Source organism: Mesorhizobium sp. RCC_202, assembly GCF_041355295.1.
In the GTDB taxonomy this organism is placed as follows: domain Bacteria; phylum Pseudomonadota; class Alphaproteobacteria; order Rhizobiales; family Rhizobiaceae; genus Mesorhizobium.
Map to the genome: position 1 here is coordinate 196,816 of NZ_JBFUPO010000008.1, position 18,928 is coordinate 215,743.

16 protein-coding genes are annotated in these 18,928 nt (G+C 64.4%); 8 read left to right on the forward strand and 8 right to left on the reverse strand.

The window, feature by feature from the left end; genetic code table 11:
• Positions 1-51: 51 nt before the first annotated feature.
• The 6 genes from AB6802_RS19765 to AB6802_RS19790 all read right to left on the reverse strand — a co-directional run bounded on the left by AB6802_RS19765 (position 52) and on the right by AB6802_RS19790 (position 6,011).
• Complete coding sequence (locus AB6802_RS19765; protein ID WP_371011850.1) at positions 52-1,137, reverse strand: ABC transporter ATP-binding protein; 1,086 nt, start codon at positions 1,135-1,137, stop codon at positions 52-54.
• Complete coding sequence (locus AB6802_RS19770) at positions 1,127-1,735, reverse strand: cupin domain-containing protein (protein ID WP_371011851.1); 609 nt, start codon at positions 1,733-1,735, stop codon at positions 1,127-1,129. Before AB6802_RS19770 ends, AB6802_RS19765 begins: the two co-directional genes overlap by 11 nt.
• 87 nt (positions 1,736-1,822) lie before the next feature.
• Positions 1,823-2,893, reverse strand: coding sequence for an ABC transporter substrate-binding protein (locus AB6802_RS19775; RefSeq protein ID WP_371011852.1), 1,071 nt, complete (start codon positions 2,891-2,893; stop codon positions 1,823-1,825).
• A gap of 25 nt (positions 2,894-2,918) precedes the next feature.
• Entirely contained in the window at positions 2,919-3,737 is an 819-nt protein-coding gene (locus tag AB6802_RS19780) for an ABC transporter permease (RefSeq protein WP_371011853.1), read from the reverse strand.
• The gene (locus AB6802_RS19785; RefSeq protein WP_371011854.1) at positions 3,734-4,624 is read right to left on the reverse strand and encodes an ABC transporter permease; all 891 of its coding nucleotides are present in this window, start codon (positions 4,622-4,624) and stop codon (positions 3,734-3,736) included. Before AB6802_RS19785 ends, AB6802_RS19780 begins: the two co-directional genes overlap by 4 nt.
• Before the next feature lie 103 nt (positions 4,625-4,727).
• On the reverse strand, positions 4,728-6,011 hold the full coding sequence (locus AB6802_RS19790) for an NAD(P)/FAD-dependent oxidoreductase (protein ID WP_371011855.1): 1,284 nt from the start codon (positions 6,009-6,011) through the stop codon (positions 4,728-4,730).
• 180 nt (positions 6,012-6,191) lie between these two features.
• Between AB6802_RS19790 and AB6802_RS19795 the strand changes: the two genes are divergently transcribed.
• The 7 genes from AB6802_RS19795 (at position 6,192) to AB6802_RS19825 (ending at position 14,161) form a co-directional block, all read left to right on the forward strand.
• The gene (locus tag AB6802_RS19795; protein WP_371011856.1) at positions 6,192-7,349 is read left to right on the forward strand and encodes a fumarylacetoacetate hydrolase family protein; all 1,158 of its coding nucleotides are present in this window, start codon (positions 6,192-6,194) and stop codon (positions 7,347-7,349) included.
• A 105-nt stretch (positions 7,350-7,454) separates the two neighbouring features.
• Positions 7,455-9,041 carry a sugar ABC transporter ATP-binding protein gene (locus tag AB6802_RS19800; RefSeq protein WP_371011857.1) on the forward strand — a complete coding sequence of 529 codons (1,587 nt, stop codon included), beginning with the start codon at positions 7,455-7,457 and terminating at the stop codon, positions 9,039-9,041.
• Positions 9,038-10,075 carry an ABC transporter permease gene (locus AB6802_RS19805; protein WP_371011858.1) on the forward strand — a complete coding sequence of 346 codons (1,038 nt, stop codon included), beginning with the start codon at positions 9,038-9,040 and terminating at the stop codon, positions 10,073-10,075. The genes AB6802_RS19800 and AB6802_RS19805 overlap by 4 nt, the downstream gene beginning before the upstream one ends.
• 208 nt (positions 10,076-10,283) lie before the next feature.
• Complete coding sequence (locus AB6802_RS19810) at positions 10,284-11,216, forward strand: substrate-binding domain-containing protein (protein WP_371011859.1); 933 nt, start codon at positions 10,284-10,286, stop codon at positions 11,214-11,216.
• A 94-nt stretch (positions 11,217-11,310) separates the two neighbouring features.
• Positions 11,311-12,297 (forward strand): ABC transporter permease, encoded by a 987-nt coding sequence (locus tag AB6802_RS19815; RefSeq protein ID WP_371011860.1) that lies wholly within the window; start codon positions 11,311-11,313, stop codon positions 12,295-12,297.
• A gap of 3 nt (positions 12,298-12,300) precedes the next feature.
• Positions 12,301-13,095, forward strand: a complete 795-nt coding sequence (locus AB6802_RS19820) for an ATP-binding cassette domain-containing protein (protein ID WP_371011861.1) — start codon at positions 12,301-12,303, stop codon at positions 13,093-13,095.
• Between the two features lie 43 nt (positions 13,096-13,138).
• Positions 13,139-14,161: a LacI family DNA-binding transcriptional regulator gene (locus tag AB6802_RS19825; RefSeq protein ID WP_371011862.1), complete on the forward strand. Its 1,023-nt coding sequence runs from the start codon at positions 13,139-13,141 to the stop codon at positions 14,159-14,161.
• A gap of 485 nt (positions 14,162-14,646) precedes the next feature.
• On the opposite strand, the gene AB6802_RS19830 is transcribed toward AB6802_RS19825, so the two are convergent.
• Positions 14,647-15,228, reverse strand: coding sequence for a TetR/AcrR family transcriptional regulator (locus tag AB6802_RS19830; protein ID WP_371011863.1), 582 nt, complete (start codon positions 15,226-15,228; stop codon positions 14,647-14,649).
• 76 nt (positions 15,229-15,304) lie between these two features.
• Positions 15,305-15,607 carry a hypothetical protein gene (locus AB6802_RS19835; RefSeq protein WP_371011864.1) on the reverse strand — a complete coding sequence of 101 codons (303 nt, stop codon included), beginning with the start codon at positions 15,605-15,607 and terminating at the stop codon, positions 15,305-15,307.
• A 110-nt stretch (positions 15,608-15,717) separates the two neighbouring features.
• Here AB6802_RS19835 and AB6802_RS19840 point away from each other — a divergent pair, with 110 nt between their 5' ends.
• A complete protein-coding gene (locus tag AB6802_RS19840; protein WP_371011865.1) occupies positions 15,718-18,918 on the forward strand; it encodes an efflux RND transporter permease subunit in 3,201 nt (1,066 codons plus the stop codon).
• Positions 18,919-18,928 lie beyond the last annotated feature (10 nt).

An 18,928-nucleotide genomic window follows, 5' to 3' on the forward strand; every position in this document is an offset into this window, starting at 1 on the left:
TTCGTGATGTCTTCGCAGCTGTTCGCGATGGCCGCGTAGTGGCGGCGAAGATCAACTCGAAAGCATAGGGCAGCTGGCGCCACGCCGCAGGCTGATATGCGCTACATCGCCGACGCTGAATTGCAAACCGTCGGCGCGGCGCGTCGCGTCGATGACGATCGGCGTGCCCTGCTCGAGCTCGGCATGGAGGCGGAGCGTACGTCCATGGAAGACGACGCCGCTGACCCGCGCCGGCGCGGTGCCATCGGCCGCTTCACCGGCGACCAGCAAATCTTCCGGGCGCACGCCGATGGTGCGCGTGTCGCCGGCGGCCGGCGTCTCGCCCTTGTCGGAAACCGCTTCGAGCGAAAGCGCGCCGGCGGCAAAGCGCAGACGTTCGCCGTCGCGGCCGAGGAAGCGCGACTGCAGGAGGTTCATGGTGCCGATGAAGGAGGCGACGAACTTCGTCGCCGGCCGATCGTAGAGCGTGGCGGGCGGCGCGATCTGCTCGATGCGGCCCTTGTTCATGACGACGATGCGGTCGGAGATCGACAGCGCCTCCGTCTGGTCGTGGGTGACCATGACGAAGGTGGTGCCGAGCCGCGATTGCAGGCGCTTCAGCTCCACTTGCATCTGCTCGCGCAGATGCGCGTCGAGCGCCGAGAGCGGCTCGTCGAGCAAAAGCACACGCGGCTGGCAGACGATGGCGCGGGCAAGCGCCACACGCTGGCGCTGGCCGCCGGAGAGTTCCGAAACGCGGGCGCGGACCTTGTCGGCGAGCCCGACCATGTCGAGCGCCTCGCGCACGCGCTTTGCCTGGTCGGCGCCGGACATTTTCCGCAGCGACAGGCCGAAGCCGACATTGGCCGCCACATCCATATGCGGGAACAGCGCATAATCCTGGAAGACGGTGTTGACCGGGCGTTCGAAGGGCCGCAGCCCAGTGATGTCGCGGCCGTCGAGCAGGACATTGCCGCTCGACGGGCTCTCGAAGCCGGCAATGACGCGCAGGCTGGTTGTCTTGCCGCAGCCTGAGGGCCCAAGCAGGGTCAGGAATTCGCCCTGGGCAATGTTCAGATCAACCGCGTCGAGGCCGACCACGCCACCCGGGAAAACCTTCGAGACTTGTCGCAGCCGAACGAGCACGTCAGGCACCATCGCGCACCTCGGACGGTTTTGTCGTGTTGACCCACAGGATCTGGCAGCGCTCGGCGCCGGGGTTGCCGAAGGCGTGCAGCAACGTGCTTTTGAAGGCGAAGCTGTCGCCGGCCTTGAGCGTGTAGGTGGTGGCGTCGACCACCAGCTCGACCTCGCCGGTCATGACGAAGCCGAACTCATGGCCGGCATGGGCATAGGCCTCCGCCGTGCCGCCACCGGCCTCCACCGTCACCAGCATGCCGGTGAGCGTGGCCGCCGGCGGCGACAGCAGCGCCTTGGCGATGCCTTCCGACTTCACCGGAATGGAACGGCGCTTGTCGGCGCGCACGCAATAGAGGTCGTTGACCGCCTCGCTGCCGTCGGTGATCAGCGCCGACGGCTCGATGTCGAGCGCGGCGGCGAGCGGCCAGATGATTTTGACGCGCAGCGAGGACATGCCGCGTTCGATCTGGCTGAGCGCGCCGATGGAAATGCCGGCCTTTGCCGCAAGCTCGGCCAGCGACAGCTTGCGCTCCAGCCGCAGCGCCCGCACACGCCGGCCGACGCGGATGTCGGCTTCGTCTTTCGGCTTTGCCGCCGCTTCGTCAAGAATGTCCATCAAACAGTCCTCGTTGCATCCTCATACCGGCGCGGCGTCGCCAGGTTTCCCCTTCTCCCCTTGTGGGAGAAGGGGAGTCCGCGCCGCTCACCCCCCGGCCTTCACTTTCTCGAACATCTTGGCCATATCGTCGTTCTGCTTCATCGGCCCGGTGAAGATCGTCGACTTCAGCATGACGTCCGGATCCGCCGGCAATTGCAGCTTGTCCAGCTCGTCCTTCGACACGCCGGCGAAAGCGGTCGAGAGCGAGCTGCCATAGCCATAGGACTGGATCAGAAACCTGCCCGAGTCGGCGTCGAGCCGGCTGTTGATGAAGTCATAGGCGAGATCGACGTTCTTGGCATCCTTGAGCATGACGAAGCCGCAGGCCCAGGTCAGCATGCCTTCCTTCGGCTTCATGAACTCGACCGGCACGCCCTGCTTCTTGAGCGAGGTGGCGGATGCGTTCCAGGTCATGGCGGCGACCAGCTGGCCGCTCGCCAGCGCCTGTTCGACCGAGGTCATGTCGGTGGTGTAGCTGGACAAAAGCGGCCGCTGCTCGCGCAGCTTTTGCGCGACCTTGTCCATCTGGTCCGGCGTCATGTCGAAGGGGTTCACGCCGGCCAGCAGCGCCGCGACGATCGGCGTGTCATGCACGGCGTCGATGGTCGCCATGCGGCCGGCATATTGCTTGTCCCACAGAAGATTCCAGCTCGCCTCGGGGTTCTTCACCAAGTCGGTGCGGTAGAGGATCGAGGTGTTGCCCCAGTCCCACGGCACCATCCAGACCTTGCCGTCGCCGGCCTGCAAATCGGGCAAATTCTTGAACACCGGGAAGATCGAGTCCCAGTTCTTGATGCGCTTGGTGTCGATCGGCTGCAGCAGGCCTTCCTTGTTCCAGCGCGCCACCTTGTCGTAGCAGGGATGGGCGATGTCGGGGCGGAAGCCGGCCTTGACCTTGGTGAAGGCGTCGTCGTCATCGCCGAAGATCGTCGCCTCGACGCCATCGGGATGCGCGGCCAGGAAGCTCTTGTTGAAGTCGGGCAATTCATAGCCCGACCAGGTGAAATACTGCAGCTTGTCGGCGGCAAAGGCGACGGTCGACGACAGCGCCAAGGCCAGCGCCGTGACGCTCGCCAGGGCTTTGCGGCCGGTGATCGATTTCAGGTGAAATGTCATTTTCGTTCTCCTCTCATTGTTGTGGTCATGCTGGATAGCGGCGCGCGGGTGCAACGCCGCGATGGCGCAGGATCTCGGCGGAGCCGGCGATGATGAAGGACACGCACAGGATCGCTGTTCCGAGCGCCATGACGGTGGGCAGCGAACGCGGGAAACGCAGCTGGCTCCAGATGTAGAGCGGCAGCGTCGGCTCGGTGCCGGCCAGGAAGAAGACGACGATGAACTCGTCGAATGAGATCAGGAAGGCGAGCATGAAGGCCGAGATAATGGCCGGCAGGCTGAGCGGCAGCATCACACGGCGGAATGTCGTCCAGTCGGAAGCGCCGAGATCGAGTGCGGCTTCACGAATGGTCTTGGGAATGGCGGCGAAACGGCTGCGCATGATAACCACCGTCGTCGGCAGCGCGACGAGGATGTGGCCAAGAACGATCGCAATGCGCGACGGGCCGAGGCCGATGAGATTGATGAGAATTAAAAGTGATATGCCGACGATGACGCCCGGGATCAGGATCGGCAGCCGGGCGATGGCGCTGATGGTGACGGCGAGCGGCGAGCGGCCGTAAAGGTCCATATAGGAGACGGTGATGCCGCAGAGCGTCGCGCCGGAGGCCGCGATGACGCCGATGACCAGGCTGTTGGCAAGCGCGCCGGAGAGCGCGGGGTTGCCGTAGAGCGTGCGGTACCACTCAAGGGTAAAACCTTGCAGCGGGAAGGCTGCCTGGATGGAGTCGTTGAAGGAAAACAGCGGGATCAGCATCACCGGCAGATAGAGAAAAACCAGATAGAAAAGCACGTAAAGGCCGAGCCAGCGGCCGCCCGAATTGGTGTCGGCGCGCGCGCTCATGTGCGGCTGCCAAATCTGCGGTCGGCGCCGCGCGCGACGAGCACCACGCACAGAATGACCAGCATGACGCAGACCGAAAGTGCGGCGCCGAACGGCCAGTCATTGGCCTTGCCGAATTGCGACTGGATCAGCGTGCCGATCATCGTGCTGGCCGGACCGCCGACCATGGCCGGCGTGACATAGTCGCCGACCGTCGGCACGAAGACGACCAGGGCCGCCGCCAGCACGCCCGGCATGGAATTGGGCAAGACGACGCGGCGGAACGATGTGAAGGGACGCGCGCCGAGATCCGACGCGGCTTCGAGCAGCGACCGCGGGATCGTGTCCAGCGCCACGTAGATCGGCAGGATGGCGAAGGGCGCGTAGGCATGCGCGAGCGTGACAACCACGGCCGCCGGCGTGTTGAGGAAGGCAAGCGATGGCTGCGACCAGAGGCCGGTCTCGAGGAAGGCCGAGTTCAGCACGCCATTATAGGCAAGTACGATCTTCCAGGCGAAGACGCGCAAGAGATAGCTGGTCCAGAACGGCAGCGTGACCAGGAACAGTAAAAGGTTGCGGCGGCGGCCGGCGTGGAAGGCAAGATAATAGGCGACCGGATAGGCGGTGACCACGGTGGCCAGCGTCACCAGCCCGGCAATGATCAGCGAGCGCAGCGTCACCGTCCAATAGAGCGCGTCGGTAACGACGGTGAGGAAATTCTCCAATGTCAGGCCCGCGCCGAGCAGCGAGCCGTCATTGCTCCTGAACGCGAGGAAGATAACCAGGCCGAGCGCGAACAGGATCAGGAAGAAGGTGACCAGTCCGCCCGGCGCCAGCATGGCAAGGCGGAACACCGGCGAGATTCGGTTTTCCGGCAACGGCCGTGCTGTGAGGATGGTCGACGACATTCAACTGCCTATTCGGAACCATTCATGAATTTATGAAATCAACTAATGCTTTTTCATATTCATGAAACTGTCAAGCTGAATCGCATAGATCGCGGAACGCGGCTCAGCGTTCGAACGCGTCGAGCATCCGGTACCAGGTGATAGCAGCCGCGACCCCGACCTGGCGGAAAGCGTGGAACGGGATCGGCCGGATCGGCGACAGTGGGAACGGCAATTGCGTGGCGTCCCCGATTGCGAGGTAATTCGCCATGCGCTTGCCCAATGCGCTCATCAGGCCGACACCCCTGCCCTGGCAGCCGACCACGGCAAGCAGGCCTTTCTCCGGCTGGTGCAAATGCGGCAGGTGATCAGGCGTCAGCGCGACCCGGCCAAACCAGCGCTTTTCGACGGCGATGCCGGCAAGTGCCGGATAGAGGCGGACGAGCGCGCGTTCGCAATGCGCCCAGTCCCCGGCGCTGGAAGGCAGCGCCATGCGGCCACGGCCGCCGAGCACGATGCGGCCATCGGGACTCCGTCGATAGTAGACCAGGATCCGGCGCGAGTCCGAGACGGCCTGGCCGCCTGGCAGGATTTTGGAGACAAGCTCGGCCGGCAGCGACGCCGTGGCGATCTGAAAGGAATGCAATGGCACGATTGTCTGCGCCAGACCGGCCCACAGCTCATCTGTATAGGCGTTGGTGGCAAGCACGACCGACTTCGCGCGAACATCGGCGCCCGCCTGCGTTGCAACGCGCCAGAAGCCGGCTTCCTTGGCGAGCTTCACCACCTTTTGCTGCTCGGCAATCCTGGCGCCGGCAGAGGCCGCGACGCGCGCCAGTTCAAGGGTGTAGGACAGGGGATCGATGACGCCGGCGCGGCGGTCGAGCCAGCCACCGAGATAACCCTCGGCGCCGGTCATCGCCGCGATCTCGTCCCGGTCGAGCAGTTTGACATCGGCACCGCGCGCCCGCCATTGCCGGTCGCGGTTGGCGGCTGCTTTCAAGGCGGTCTCCGTATGCGCGGCCTGGATCCAGCCATTGCGGGTGAACGGCACCGCGAGCTTCTCGTCGCGAATGAGGTCGAACACGGCGTCGGCCGTCGAGGCCGCGAATTGGACAAGCGCCTCGCCGCGCTCCTTGCCGAAGTGTTCAATCAACCATTCCGGATCGTATTTGAGGCCGGGGATGACCTGGCCGCCATTCAAGCCGGAAGCCCCTTGCCCGATCGCGCCGCCGTCCAGTACCTGGACCGAGAGACCAGCGCGGGCGGCATGGAGCGCGGTCGACAGCCCCATGATGCCGCCGCCCACGATGACCACGTCGAGCGCGCCACCGGACCCTAGGTCCGACTGGAATGGCGTGGCTGTTGGCGGCTTTTGCCAGACCGGATCGGAAAAGGCTGTGGGCACGGATCACCTGTAAATGTCGACGTTCGTGAAAATCCTATTGTCGATTTCACAGATTTGAAAGAGCGCATCGATGGGCCAGCACTGCGAAGTCTGTAGCGGCAGACGAGCCGGTTCCCAGACGAGGGATAGACGTTTCGCCTAAATCCGGGGAAAGTGCGCCGCCAATCGAAAGGACCCGACATGACCGACCCGACCCGCTTGCCCTCAGACGGAATTTTCATCGGCCGCGCCAGGACCAGCAAGACGAACCATCCGCAGGTGGTCACGGTGCGCGACGGGCAGGTCGTCGACATCACCTCGAGCACCGCGCCGACAGTGCGCGATCTGTGCGAGCTGAAGGATCCGGCCGGTTATGTGCGCTCCGCAACGGGCAAGGCCATCGGCGCGCTCGACGAGATTGCCGCCAACAGTTTCGAGGCCAAGCGCGATGCGAAGAAACCGATCCTGCTTTCGCCGGTTGACCTGCAGGCGGTGAAGGCTTCCGGCGTCACCTTCGTCGTCAGCCTGCTCGAGCGCGTCATCGAGGAACAGGCGCGCGGCTCGGCCGAGAAGGCCGACGCCATCCGCGCCGATATCGCCGGGCTGATCGGCCATGATCTGTCGAAGCTCAAGCCCGGCTCGGCCGAAGCGATGGAGATCAAGGCCAAGCTGATTTCGCGCGGCGCCTGGTCGCAATATCTGGAAGTGGGCATCGGTCCCGATGCAGAGATCTTCACCAAATGCCAGCCGATGGCCTCGGTCGGCTTCGGCGCCGATGTCGGACTGCACCCCGTCTCGACCTGGAACAATCCGGAGCCGGAGATCGCCATGATCGCCGACAGTTCGGGCCGCATCGTCGGCGCGACGCTGGGCAACGATGTCAATCTGCGCGATGTCGAAGGGCGCTCGGCGCTGCTGCTCGGCAAGGCCAAGGACAACAACGCTTCCGCCTCGCTCGGTCCCTTCATCCGGCTGTTCGACGAGACCTTTTCCATCGCCGACGTGAAGCGCGCCACGGTGCGGCTCAGCGTCGAGGGCGAAGATGGGTTCTCGCTGCAGGGCGCAAGCTCGATGGCCGAAATCAGCCGCTCGCCGGAAGAGCTGGTCAAGGCCGCGATGGGCCCGCATCACCAGTATCCGGACGGGCTGGCGCTCTATCTCGGCACCATGTTCGTGCCTTCGAAGGATCGCGGTGAGAAGGGCAAGGGCTTCACCCACAAGGTCGGCGACATCGTCACCATCTCGTCGGAAAAACTCGGCGCTCTGACCAACCGCGTGCGGCTGTCGCCGGATTGCCCGCACTGGACCTATGGCGCCAGCCACCTCATGCGCGACCTCGCCAGTGCCCATCTCCTCTAGCAGCTGCGGCAACAAGCGGCCGCCATCAACATAATTTTATAGAAATACCGGTGACTGCGGCCGCAATCCGCTCCAAGATCGCATCGCGGTCGGGGGGCCGCCGACATGTCCGATTCGCCGCTGATCTCGGTGCGCAATGCCGCCAAGCGCCTTGGAGGCTTTGTTGCGCTCGAAGATATGAGCCTGGCCGCCGAGCGCGGCACGATCCATGCCGTCATCGGCGAAAGCGGCGCCGGCAAATCGACACTGGCAAGGGTCATGGCAGGCATCCTGCGGCCGGACAGCGGCGCGATCGAGATCGACGGCCATAAAATTGCCCTCGACAATCCGAACGCGGCGCGCAAGCGCGGCATCGCCGCGGTGCTGCAGCAGTCCGCGCTTTTCCCTGAACGTTCCGTGCTTGCCAATCTGTTCGTCAACCGCGAGCCATTGCGCAACGGTCTGGTCTCAAGCCGCGAGATGCAGGCGCGCAGTGTCGACCTGCTGCGCCAGCTCGGTCTCGCCGCCGATGTTCGCGCGCCGCTCGGCGAACTCGATCCGGCCGAACGACAGCTCGTCGCCATCGCCCGGGCGCTGCTCGAACACCCCCGGCTGCTCGTACTGGACGAACCCTGCGAAACACTCGACCGGCGCCAGAGCGGGCGCCTGTTTGCGGTGCTTGGCGAATTGAAGTCCAGGGGAATGACGGTGCTCTATCTGTCGAACCGGCTGGACGAGGCGCTCGGGCTTGCCGACCAGATCACCGTCATGCGCAACGGCCGTGACGTGCTGTCCAAGCGCCGATCGGAACTGACGGCCTCCGAGGAGGCGATGATCGGGCAGTTGCGCCAGGCGCTGTTCCCGCTGCCGCTGCGCTCGCTGTCGGCCGTCGCCGGCACGCTCAGGCCGCAGCTTGCCGTCAGCGGTCTGAGCGGCGGCCGTCTGGCCGGTGTCGAGTTCACTGCTCGCGCCGGCGAAATCCTCGGCCTCGCCGGGCTTCCCGGCTCCGGCGTGTCGGACCTCTTCGCCATGCTGTTTGGGCAGCGCCGGGCGCGCAAGGGCAAGGTGCGTTTTCCCGATGGCGACAGCCTGCCGAAGAACCGGACGGAAGCGGCGCGGCGCAGCATATGCCTGGTCTCCAACCGGACCGGCAACGGGCTGATGGACGACAAATCGATTGCGTTCAACCTCTCCAGTGTGGTGGTCGGCGCGCGCGACTGGGGCCGGCGCATCTACAGGCCGGCTTTGGCCGCCGAGCGCGCAGCGCGGCAGATCGAGGCTCTGCGCATCCGCAGCGATCCGCAGGACCTTGCCGGCGCGCTGCCGCCGGGCAGCCGCCAGAAGGTGGCCATCGCCCAATGGCTGGAGATCGGTCCGCAGGTGATGCTGCTCGACGATCCGGCGCGCGGCATCGACATCGGCAGCAAGCAGGAGATCTACGGCCTGATCAGGCAGATGGCGGCGAGCGGCTGCATCGTGTTCCTGCACTCGACCGAGACATCCGAATTGACCGGGCTTTGCGACCGCGTGATTGCGTTGCGCCATGGCCGGATCGCCGGCGAGGCCGCCGGCGCCGACATGGATCCGACGGCGCTGCGCACGCTGATCGCCACCGATGCGGCTACCGTGCGCGCCCCTTTGCCGACAAGCCAGAAGAATGCGGGCCAGAAGAATGCAGGCCAGAAGAACGCGGCCGAGAGGAATGCGGCATGACGAGCACGGAAGCCAGTCCGCGCCTGGCCGGGTCCGGAACCCCGAAGGCAAAGCGAGGCTTTCGCCTGCCGGTCGAAACCGGCGTGGTCATTGTGCTGGCCATACTTGTCGGCCTGCTCGGCTGGCTGCAACGGCCGTTCGTGGAACCCGCCAATCTGATGGCGCTGCTGCAGCAGGCCGCCCTGCCCGGCATCGTCGCTGTCGGCATGGTGTTCGTGCTTGCCATCCGCGAGATCGACCTCTCGGTCGGCGCGGTGTTCCACCTGGCGGCAATCGTCGCCGCATTACTCATGACGGCCGGGATCGATCCCTGGCTATCGGCGCTCGCCGGAGTCGTGCTGGGCGCCGCCATCGGCGTCGTCAACGGCGCGCTTGCGCTGGCGCTGCGCGTGCCGGTCATCGCGGTGACGCTCGGTACATGGTGGGCGATCGACGGGCTGTCGCTGGTGATCGGCAAGGGGCAAGGCGTTGCCCCGGCGCCTGTGAGCGACAGCAACGTCTTTCATGTCCTTTCCGGCAAGGCCTTCGGCACTTTCCCGGCAAGCGTCGTGATCTTCATTCTGCTGGCGCTCGGGCTACAGCTTGTTCTGCACCGCACCCGCTTCGGCTATCGGGTGCAAGCGACCGGCAGCAACCCGGAAGCCGCCGCTCATGCCGGCATCGCGACAGGCAAGGTGCGGTTGACCGTGTTGGCGGTGATGGGCGCGATCGCCGGGTTTGCGGGCATCATCCATCTCGGCGCGCAAGGCTCGGTCGTCCCCGCCGACGGCAACGGCTTTGTGCTGCTCGCGATCGCCGCGGCGTTGTTCGGCGGCACGCGGCTGTCGGGCGGCCATGGCAGCGCCATAGGTGCCGCCATCGGCGCGCTGCTGGTCCAGGTGGTGCTGAGCGGCATGGCGCTGGTCGGCGTCGACGCGGCATGGACGAGTTGCGCGGTCGGCTCGCTCCTGGTGCTGGCGCTGGCGGCCGACTGGCTCGGCAGAATCTGGCGCGGCCGCCGCGCCGAGCGCCGGCAGGCAGGTCAGCGGGGCTAACGACCTCACACAAATATACAGCAACTGATGCAATCTGATGGAATTGCTGATGGCGTGCGCGCCTGCGCCAACATCCATTGGCGATGGAGGCTTGCCATCGCCTGAAAAAGGGAATGCTCTAGACGTTCCGGTCGGCGCTGGCAGGAGGAGCGGTCTCTCGGCCGCGTTGCGCTGAAGTGGAACTGGTTTCAACATGGGAGGAAATCGAATGCTTTCGAGGCTAAGACTGCTTGTGCTTGGCTTGATCGTGGCGCTCGCCATTCCGGCGGCGGCACAGGCCAAGACGTTCTACTGGATTTCGCATGGCGGGCCAGCCGATCCGGTCTGGACCTATTTCCTGGCCGGCGCCAAGCAATGGGCCAAGGACACCGGCAACACCGTCAACACCTCGTTCCACAATGGCGACGTGGCGTCGCAGCAGGAAGCCGTGCGCGCCGCGATCGCGGCCAAGGCCGACGGCATCACCACCACCAGCCCCGATCCGGGCAGCCTGATCGAGATCGTCAAGGAGGCGCGCGCGGCCAACATCCCGATCATCAACTTCAACACGCCCGATCCGAAGGCCGACTTCAACGCCTATGTCGGCGGCGACAATGTCACCTTCGGCAAACACTGGGCGCAGTATCTGGTCGACAAGGGCCTGGTGAAGAAGGGCGATTTCGTCTGGATGCCGGTCGAGATCCCCGGCGCCACCTATGGCGTGCAGGAAGAAGAAGGCATCAAGAGCGTGTTCGGGCCAGCCGGCATCACCTATGAGGTGACCGAAGCCACGCTCGACCAGGCCGAAGCGATCAACCGCATGGTCGACTACCTGACCGCCCACAAGGGCAAGGTGAAGGCAATCATCGGCCTCGGCGACCTCGTCACCGGCTCGATCAAGCGCGTCTTCGACCAGGCCGGCATCAAGCCGGGCGAAATCCCGGTCGTCGGTTGGGGCAACTCGCTCGACACCACCCAGGAAGTGCTGAACGGCTACGTCAACGCCGGTCAGTGGCAGGACCCGCAGGCGACCAGCTATGTCGCGCTTTCGCTGGCCAACATGGCCGCCAGCGGCATTCCTCCGGGCTTCAACGTCATCACCGGCGCGCTCTACGAGAAGGACACCGCCGGCGTCTACGATAAGATCCTGTCCGGCAAATAATCCCTGAATCCGACGGTCGCGACTACAACGGTCGCGACCGTTTTCCTGTCCTGTCGCGCCGCATCGGGTGGCCGGCCCTCATGTCGCGGGTCCAATGGAAAACCGTTCCTTCATCCAACGTCTGATCGGGCGGCCGGAATTCGGTCCGCTGGTGCTGCTCGTCGTCGAGCTTGTCGTCTTCTGGGGCATCAATCCGGACTTCCTGTCGCCGCAGAACATTTCCAACATCCTGGCCTTCACCGTCGAGCTCGGCCTGATCGCGCTGGCGATGACCTTGCTGATGACCTCGGGCGAATTCGACCTCTCGGTCGGCTCGCTGTTCGGCTTTTCGCCGGTGCTGATGTGGACGCTCTACAACAGCGGAGTCACCTCGCTGGAGGTTGGCCTGCTGATCGCGCTGGTGGTCGCCGCCTTCATCGGGCTGGTCAATGGCTGGTTCGTCACGCAACTCAAGATCCCGTCCTTCCTGGTGACGCTCGGCATGCTTCTGGTCGTGCGCGGCACGGCGCTGTTCGTCACCGACGGTTTCCCGCAGCGCACCTGGAGCGCGGAAGGCAGCTGGCTGGCGAATATGCTGGTCGGCGACTTCTATGTCGGCCCGTTCCGCGTCTATGCCTCGCTGTTCTGGTTCATAGGTGCCGCGATCGTGCTCGGCTACGTGCTGACACAGAGCCGGGTCGGCAACTGGATCCAGGCCGCGGGTGGCAATCCACTAGCGGCGCGAGCGCGCGGCGTCAACGTCAACGGCGTCAAGATCGGCCTGTTCATCCTGTCCGCGGTGATGGCCTCGCTTGCCGGCGTCATCTCATCGCTGCGCACGTCCGCCGCCAATCCCAACAGTGGCACCGGCTACGAGCTCGAGGTCATCGCCATGGTGGTGATCGGCGGCACAGCGCTGACCGGCGGGCGCGGCACCATCATCGGCACCGTGCTCGGCATCCTGATCCTGCGCGTCATGCGCAACGGCATCGTGCTGATCGGCGTGCCCGGGCTTGCCTACAACATCTTCATCGGCGCGATCATCCTTGGCATGATGGCGCTGCACTCATGGCTTGAACGCCGGCACCAGGCAGGGACGTGAACCATGGCTGAGCCGCTCATCCGCATGACAAACATCCGCAAGTCCTACGGGCGCGTGCAGGCGCTGGTGGACGCCAACTTCCACGTCAATGAAAGGGAGATCGTCGGCCTGCTCGGCGACAATGGCGCCGGCAAGTCGACGCTGATCAAGGTTTTGTCGGGCGCCGTGCCGCTGACCAGCGGCGACATCTTCATCCGCGGCAAGAAGGTGAGCCTACGCAGCACCAGCGACGCCATCGCGCATGGCATCGAGACGATCTACCAGGACTCGGCGCTGGTCACGCAGCTGTCGATCGCGCGCAATTTGTTCCTCGGCCGCGAGCCGATCAAGTCGCCGCGCTTTTTGAACCGCATGGACCAGGAGGCGATGAACAATGTGGCGCGCGACCTGCTTCGGCAGGTCGGCATCACCAAGAACATCCCGCCGACGACGCCGATCGGCTCGCTGTCCGGCGGCGAGCGGCAGGCGGTGGCGATCGCGCGCGCCATGCATTTCGACAGCGACCTCATCATCCTCGACGAGCCGACCAACAATCTCGGCGTCGCAGAAACCCAAGGCGTGCTGAGCTTCGTGCGCAGCGCGCGCGATTCCGGCCATTCCTGCATCTTCATCGCCCACAACATCCACCATGTCTTCCAGGTGGTCGACCGCATCGTGGTGATGCGCCGCGGCAAGGTGGTGGCCGACGATATCGATCCGAAAAGGACCACGGTCGCCGAGGTCGAGCGCGTCATCACCGGCATGTCGGACAAGGAAATCCGCGATGCGATTACCGACGGCCCGCCATCGCATGGCTGATTTCGGCTGACACGGGCTCGTATCCGATCCTATGACTGGACCCATGAAAGCCACCGTAGCCGACATCGCCAGAAGCTGCGGCCTGTCGACCGCGACTGTCGACCGGGTGCTGAACAACCGTCCGGGCGCAAGTGCCGCCAACCGCCAGCGCGTGATGGAGGCGGCCAAGCAGCTCGGCTATCTGCCGACACTCGACCAGGTGGTGTTGCCGTCGAAGCCGGCGCATCTCGAATTCTTCCTGCCGATCGGCAGCAACGCCTTCATGGCCGACCTTGCCGGCCATATCGAGGACTACGCCCAGCGCCTGCCGCTTGTCGCCTCCTGCCGCATCCATAACCTTGCCGGCATCTCGCCGGGCGCTTTGCAGGCGGCGGTCGAAAACCTATCGCTCAAGGCCAATGGCGTCGGCGTCATCGCCGTCGATCACCCGCGCACGCGCGACATCCTGCGCGAGCTGGTCGAGGCCGGGATCAGGCTGGTCACCCTGGTCTCCGACGTGCCGGCAGCGCCGCGCTCGGCCTATGTCGGCATCGACAATCGCGTGGCGGGCCGCACGGCGGCGCTGCTGATGGGTCGCTTCCTCGATGGCCGTACAGGGCATCTGGCGATGGTGGTCGGTTCGCGCTCCTATCGCGGCCATGAGGAGCGCGAAATGGGCTTCCGCTCGGTGCTCAGCGAAGAGTTCCCAAACCTCACCGTCTCCAGTGCCGCTGAGAGCAATGACGAGCCGGACGCCTGCTACCGCGCGACGATCAAGGCGCTGCACAACGAACCGGAACTGCTCGGCATCTATTGCGTCGGCGGCGGGCGCTCGGGCGTGGCCAAGGCGCTGCTCGAGGCCAAGCCGCGCAAGAAGCCGGTCTTCATCTGTCACGACCTGACCAAGGAGACGCGGCGCTATCTCGTCGACGACCTTGCCGATGTCGTCATCGACCAGAATGCGCGGCTGATCGCGGAGCAATCGGTGATCCGCCTGCTCGGCTCGATCGCCTCATCGGCGCCCTATCTGACCAAGAAATTCATCGAGCCGCGGCTGATCTTCAAGGAGAATGTCCCCGTACAATAGGGGTCAGTGTCAAAGAGCATGATGCCTTGCGAAACCCGCTTCACACTTTTCGGCATCATTCTCTAGCCGGGCGCCAAACGCGGTTCCTCGTATTTGTCAGACGATTGATCCCGCAATTCTGCACAGCAGCTATGCATGTTTCGCAATTGCCGAATCGTTAGGCAGCCCGTATTTACCTGGGTGTCGGCCGTCTCCTCCTCCCAGATGTGATGCCGACGATGAGTGCGGTACACCTCCTCCCGTGCCGCATTCGAAATCAAGCCCGCTGCCACCTCCTCCCGGCAGCGGGCTTTTTCTTTGCGCGCTTGGATGTGGCGCCAGCCCCCTCACCCGGATTGCCGAGTCGAATTGCTTTGCAATTCGGGCAATCCGACCTCTCCCCGAGGGGAGTGGAGCGGGTTAGCGCAGGCTTCCTCTTCTCCCCTCGGGGAGAAGGTGGCCGCGAAGCGGCCGGATGAGGGGGAGTCGCGCGCTCGAAGCCGCGCTCAGCGTGCTCTAAATGACGCGATCAGGCCCTCGGCCATACGCACGAACTGCGTGCTGGGCCCTTCGGTGCCCACGGTCTGTACGCTGACGCGCGCGCCCTCGAACAGAAGCGATAGCGTATCGGCGAGCAGTTCGGCCTGGCCGATGCCGGCATCCCGGCACAATGTCACAAGGCGGTGGCGCTGGGCTTCCTTGAGCTCCTTGATTACAAGCCTCGCCGGATGGTCCGGCTCGGTCAGCTCAGCGGCGGCATTAGCCATGTCGCAGCCGCGGCCATCGGCATTGAGCATGGCAGCCGCCTTGCGAACCCAGGCATGAAGCTGCGCAAGCTTGTCGCCGGGAAATTCAACTTCGAAAGCCTCCCACATCGCACCGGCCTTGGCCGCGTTGGCGCGCAGGCATTCGACGATCAGTTCGTCCTTGGATTCGAAGTGACGATAGAGCGTCATCTTGTTCGTGCCGGCAGCTTCGGTGATGGCATCGACGCCAACGCCCTTGATGCCGTGCTTGTGGAACATGTCACGCGCCGTCTCGAGGATTCGATCCCGGGGACGTGAGCGTTCCACGACGCCGTCGGTCATCATGATCTCCTTTCGTTTCCTAAAAACCACGGCCACCTCTTGACTAGGGTGTTACCGGTCTGTAACTATGCAAATGTTACTTACTGGTAACACCTATGTCGCCCTCCGTCAATAACAAGGGCGTGAACTGGTCCTGCCAGATCGGAATGAGCGAAAAACTGCAATTCATGCGGCTCCGGCCGGTGAAGAGATGAAAAACGGTTCGCGAGCATGGGCTGCGAATCGACAGACAAGGAGCCGGCCAATGCCACAGCGCCGCGATCTTACCATAGATGAAGCTGTCCGGGATCCGATGATCCGGCTGGTCATGAAAGCAGATGGGGTCGACCCCCGCGCCTTCGAGAAGATGCTTCGCTCGCTTGCCGATGGGCAGCGTCATGAGGTGCCGTTGCTGCGTTCACGGCAAGAAAGCCGTGACGGGGGCGGCCAGTTGTCCATGGTTGCCAGCGCCTTCGGGCGGGCGAGAGCAGCCGGCGAGGCATGTGTGTCATGGTAAATTTCTTCATCCACCGTCCGATCTTCGCCTCGGCGATCGCCATCATCATGGTGCTCGCCGGGACGATTTGTTATTTCCTTTTGCCGGTTTCGCAGTTTCCCGACATCACGCCGCCGCAGGTCGTGGTCAGCGCGCACTATCCGGGCGCCAGCGCGCAGGTGGTCGCCGATACGGTGACGACGCCGCTGGAGCAGCAGATCAACGGCGTGCAAGGCATGACCTACATGTCGTCGACGAGCTCGAATGACGGCTCCTCGACCATCACCATCACTTTCGACGTCGGCTATTCGCTCAGCACCGCAGCTGTCGACGTGCAGAACCGCGTCTCGCAAGCCGCCTCGTCGCTGCCGGCCATCGTCAACCAGGGTGGCGTGACGATCAAGAAGCAGAACCCGAATTTCGTCCTCATCGTCAACCTGACCTCGCCCGACAGTTCGGTCGATCCGGTGGCGCTGTCGAACCTTGCCTATCTGCAGATCGTCGACCCGTTGAAGCGATTGCAAGGCGTCGGCGACGTGCAGATTTTCGGCGAGCGCCGCTATTCGATGCGCGTCTGGCTCGATCCCGACAAACTGGCCAATCTGGGCATCACCGCCGTCGACGTCCAGAACGCCATCTCGGAACAGAACGTCCAGGTGGCGGCCGGCAAGATCGGCCAGTCGCCGGCGCCGGCCGGCACCGCTTTCGAGATGCAGGTCAACGCCGTCGGCCGTTTGAGCGACCCGAAGGAGTTCGGTGACATCGTCGTGCGCGCCAACACCGACACCGGCTCGCTGGTGCGGTTGCGCGACGTCGCGCGCATCGAGCTCGGCGCGCTGCAATATTCGTCGTCGGCCTTCTTCGGCAAGGACCCGACCGTCGTACTCGCCGTCTATCAGATGCCCGGTTCCAACGCGCTCGATCTGCAGCAACGCGTCAAGGACAAGATGCAGGAGCTGTCCGCCCGTTTCCCCAAGGGCGTCGCCTATGGCATGCACTACGACACGACGCGCTTCGTCTCGGCCTCGATGCATGACGTGCTGATCACGCTCGGCGAAGCGCTTGTACTTGTCGTCGCCGTGGTCTTCGTCTTCCTGCAGAGCTGGCGCACGACGATCATCCCGACCATCGCCATTCCGGTGTCGCTGATAGCGACGATGGTCGTCATGGAGATGCTCGGCTTCTCGCTCAACATGCTGTCTCTGCTCGGCATGGTGCTGGCCATCGGCCTCGTCGTCGACGACGCCATCGTCGTGGTCGAAAACGTCGAACGACAATTGGAGGCGGGACTCAAACCGCTGGCGGCGACAAAGGCCGCGATGGCTGAAGTCACCGGCCCGATCATCGCTACCACGGCGGTGCTGATGGCGGTCTTCGTGCCCGTCGCCTTCATTCCAGGCGTCTCCGGCAAGCTCTACAACCAGTTCGCGCTGACGGTAGCGATTTCGGTCGGCATCTCGGCCTTCAACTCGCTGACGCTCAGCCCGGCGCTGAGTGCGGCCTTCCTGCGCCATGGCGGCCCGACGCAATTCGCGCCGTTCCGCTGGTTCAATGCGGGCTTCGACAAACTGTCGCATGCCTATGCGCATGGCGTGCGCATCCTCATCCGGCTGCGCTGGATCATGCTTGGCCTGTTCGCGGCCGGCCTGGTCGCCACCTACTTCGTCTGGCAGAAGCTGCCGTCGACCTTCCTTCCGGTCGAGGACCAGGGCTACTTCTTCGTCGTCATCCAGTTGCCTGACGGCGCTTCGCTGGAGCGCACCGACGCGGTCGCTCAGAAGGCGCGCGACATCTTGCAGGCGACGCCCGGCGTCGACATTGTCGGCTCGATCAGCGGCCTGAACTTCCTGACCAGCGCGGCGCAGTCGAATTCGGCGGTCGAATTCGCCATCCTGAAGCCGTGGGAACAGCGCGGCCCCGACCAGAGCGCATCGAAGCTCGTCGCCGACGTGCGCGGCAAGCTGATGCAGATTCCGGAAGCCTTCGCGCTGTCCTTCGATCCGCCTTCCATTCCGGGTATCGGCACCACGGGCGGCTTCGAATTCGTCGTTGAGGATCTGACCGGCCGCGGCAGCGTGGCTCTCAACGACGCGACGCAGGCTGTGATCGCCGAGGCCCGCAAGCAGCCGGAGATCAATCCGCAGCAGCTGTTCTCGCCGTTCTCGACCTCGACGCCGCAGCTCAACTACGACCTCGACCGCAGCAAGGCCAAACTGCTCGGCCTCAACCTGCCCGACGTCTTCAACACGCTGCAGATCTATCTCGGCTCGCTCTACGTGAACGACTTCAACCTGTTCGGCCGCACCTTCCGGGTGACCATCCAGGCCGACAAGGATGCACGTGCGGGCGTGGCCGACATTTCGCGGCTCTATGTGCGCAACGCGTCTGGCGGCATGGTGCCGCTTAGCACGCTGGGCAAGCTGGTGCCGTTCGTCGGTCCGGAAACCGTGCCGCACTACAACAACAACGCATCGGCCTCGATCAATGGCGGTGCCGCACCCGGCTTCTCTTCGGGCCAGGCGGTCGCTGCCATGGAACGCGCCGCTGCCACCGCGCTGCCCAGGGATTTCGGTTTCGAATGGACCGGCATCACCTTCCAGGAGCTCAAGGCGGGATCGATCGCCTCGGTCGTCTTCGGCCTCGCCATCGTCTTCGTCTTCCTGATCCTGGCGATGCAGTATGAGAGCTGGGCGATGCCGTTCATGGTGCTCTTGGCGGTGCCGCTCGCTTTGTTCGGCGCTTTCGTGGCCCTTTTGCTGCGCGGCATGCAGATCGACGTCTACTCGCAGATCGGCTTCGTCATGCTGATCGGCCTGGCGGCAAAGAATGCGATTCTGATCGTCGAGTTCGCAAGACGGCGGCGCGAGGAAGGCCTGACCATCGTCGAAGCGGCGATGGAAGCGGCACGGCTGAGGCTGCGGCCGATCCTGATGACGGCCTTCGCCTTCATCCTCGGCGTGCTGCCGCTGATGTTTGCGACAGGCGCTGGTGCTGCCAGCCGCCAGTCGATCGGCACCACCGTCTTCGGCGGCATGGTGGCGGCGACGGTGCTGTCGCTGGTCTTCGTGCCGGTCTTCTACGCGGTCATCGAACAGCTGCGCGAACGGCGCGGCGAAAAGGAACCAGCCAAGGGGCACCACGACGCCCCTGGCGAAGAAGAAATTGAACCGACCGCCGAGCCGGCGCTTCAGCCGCTCGCCCAGGCGGCTGAATAGGCCCGCCCAG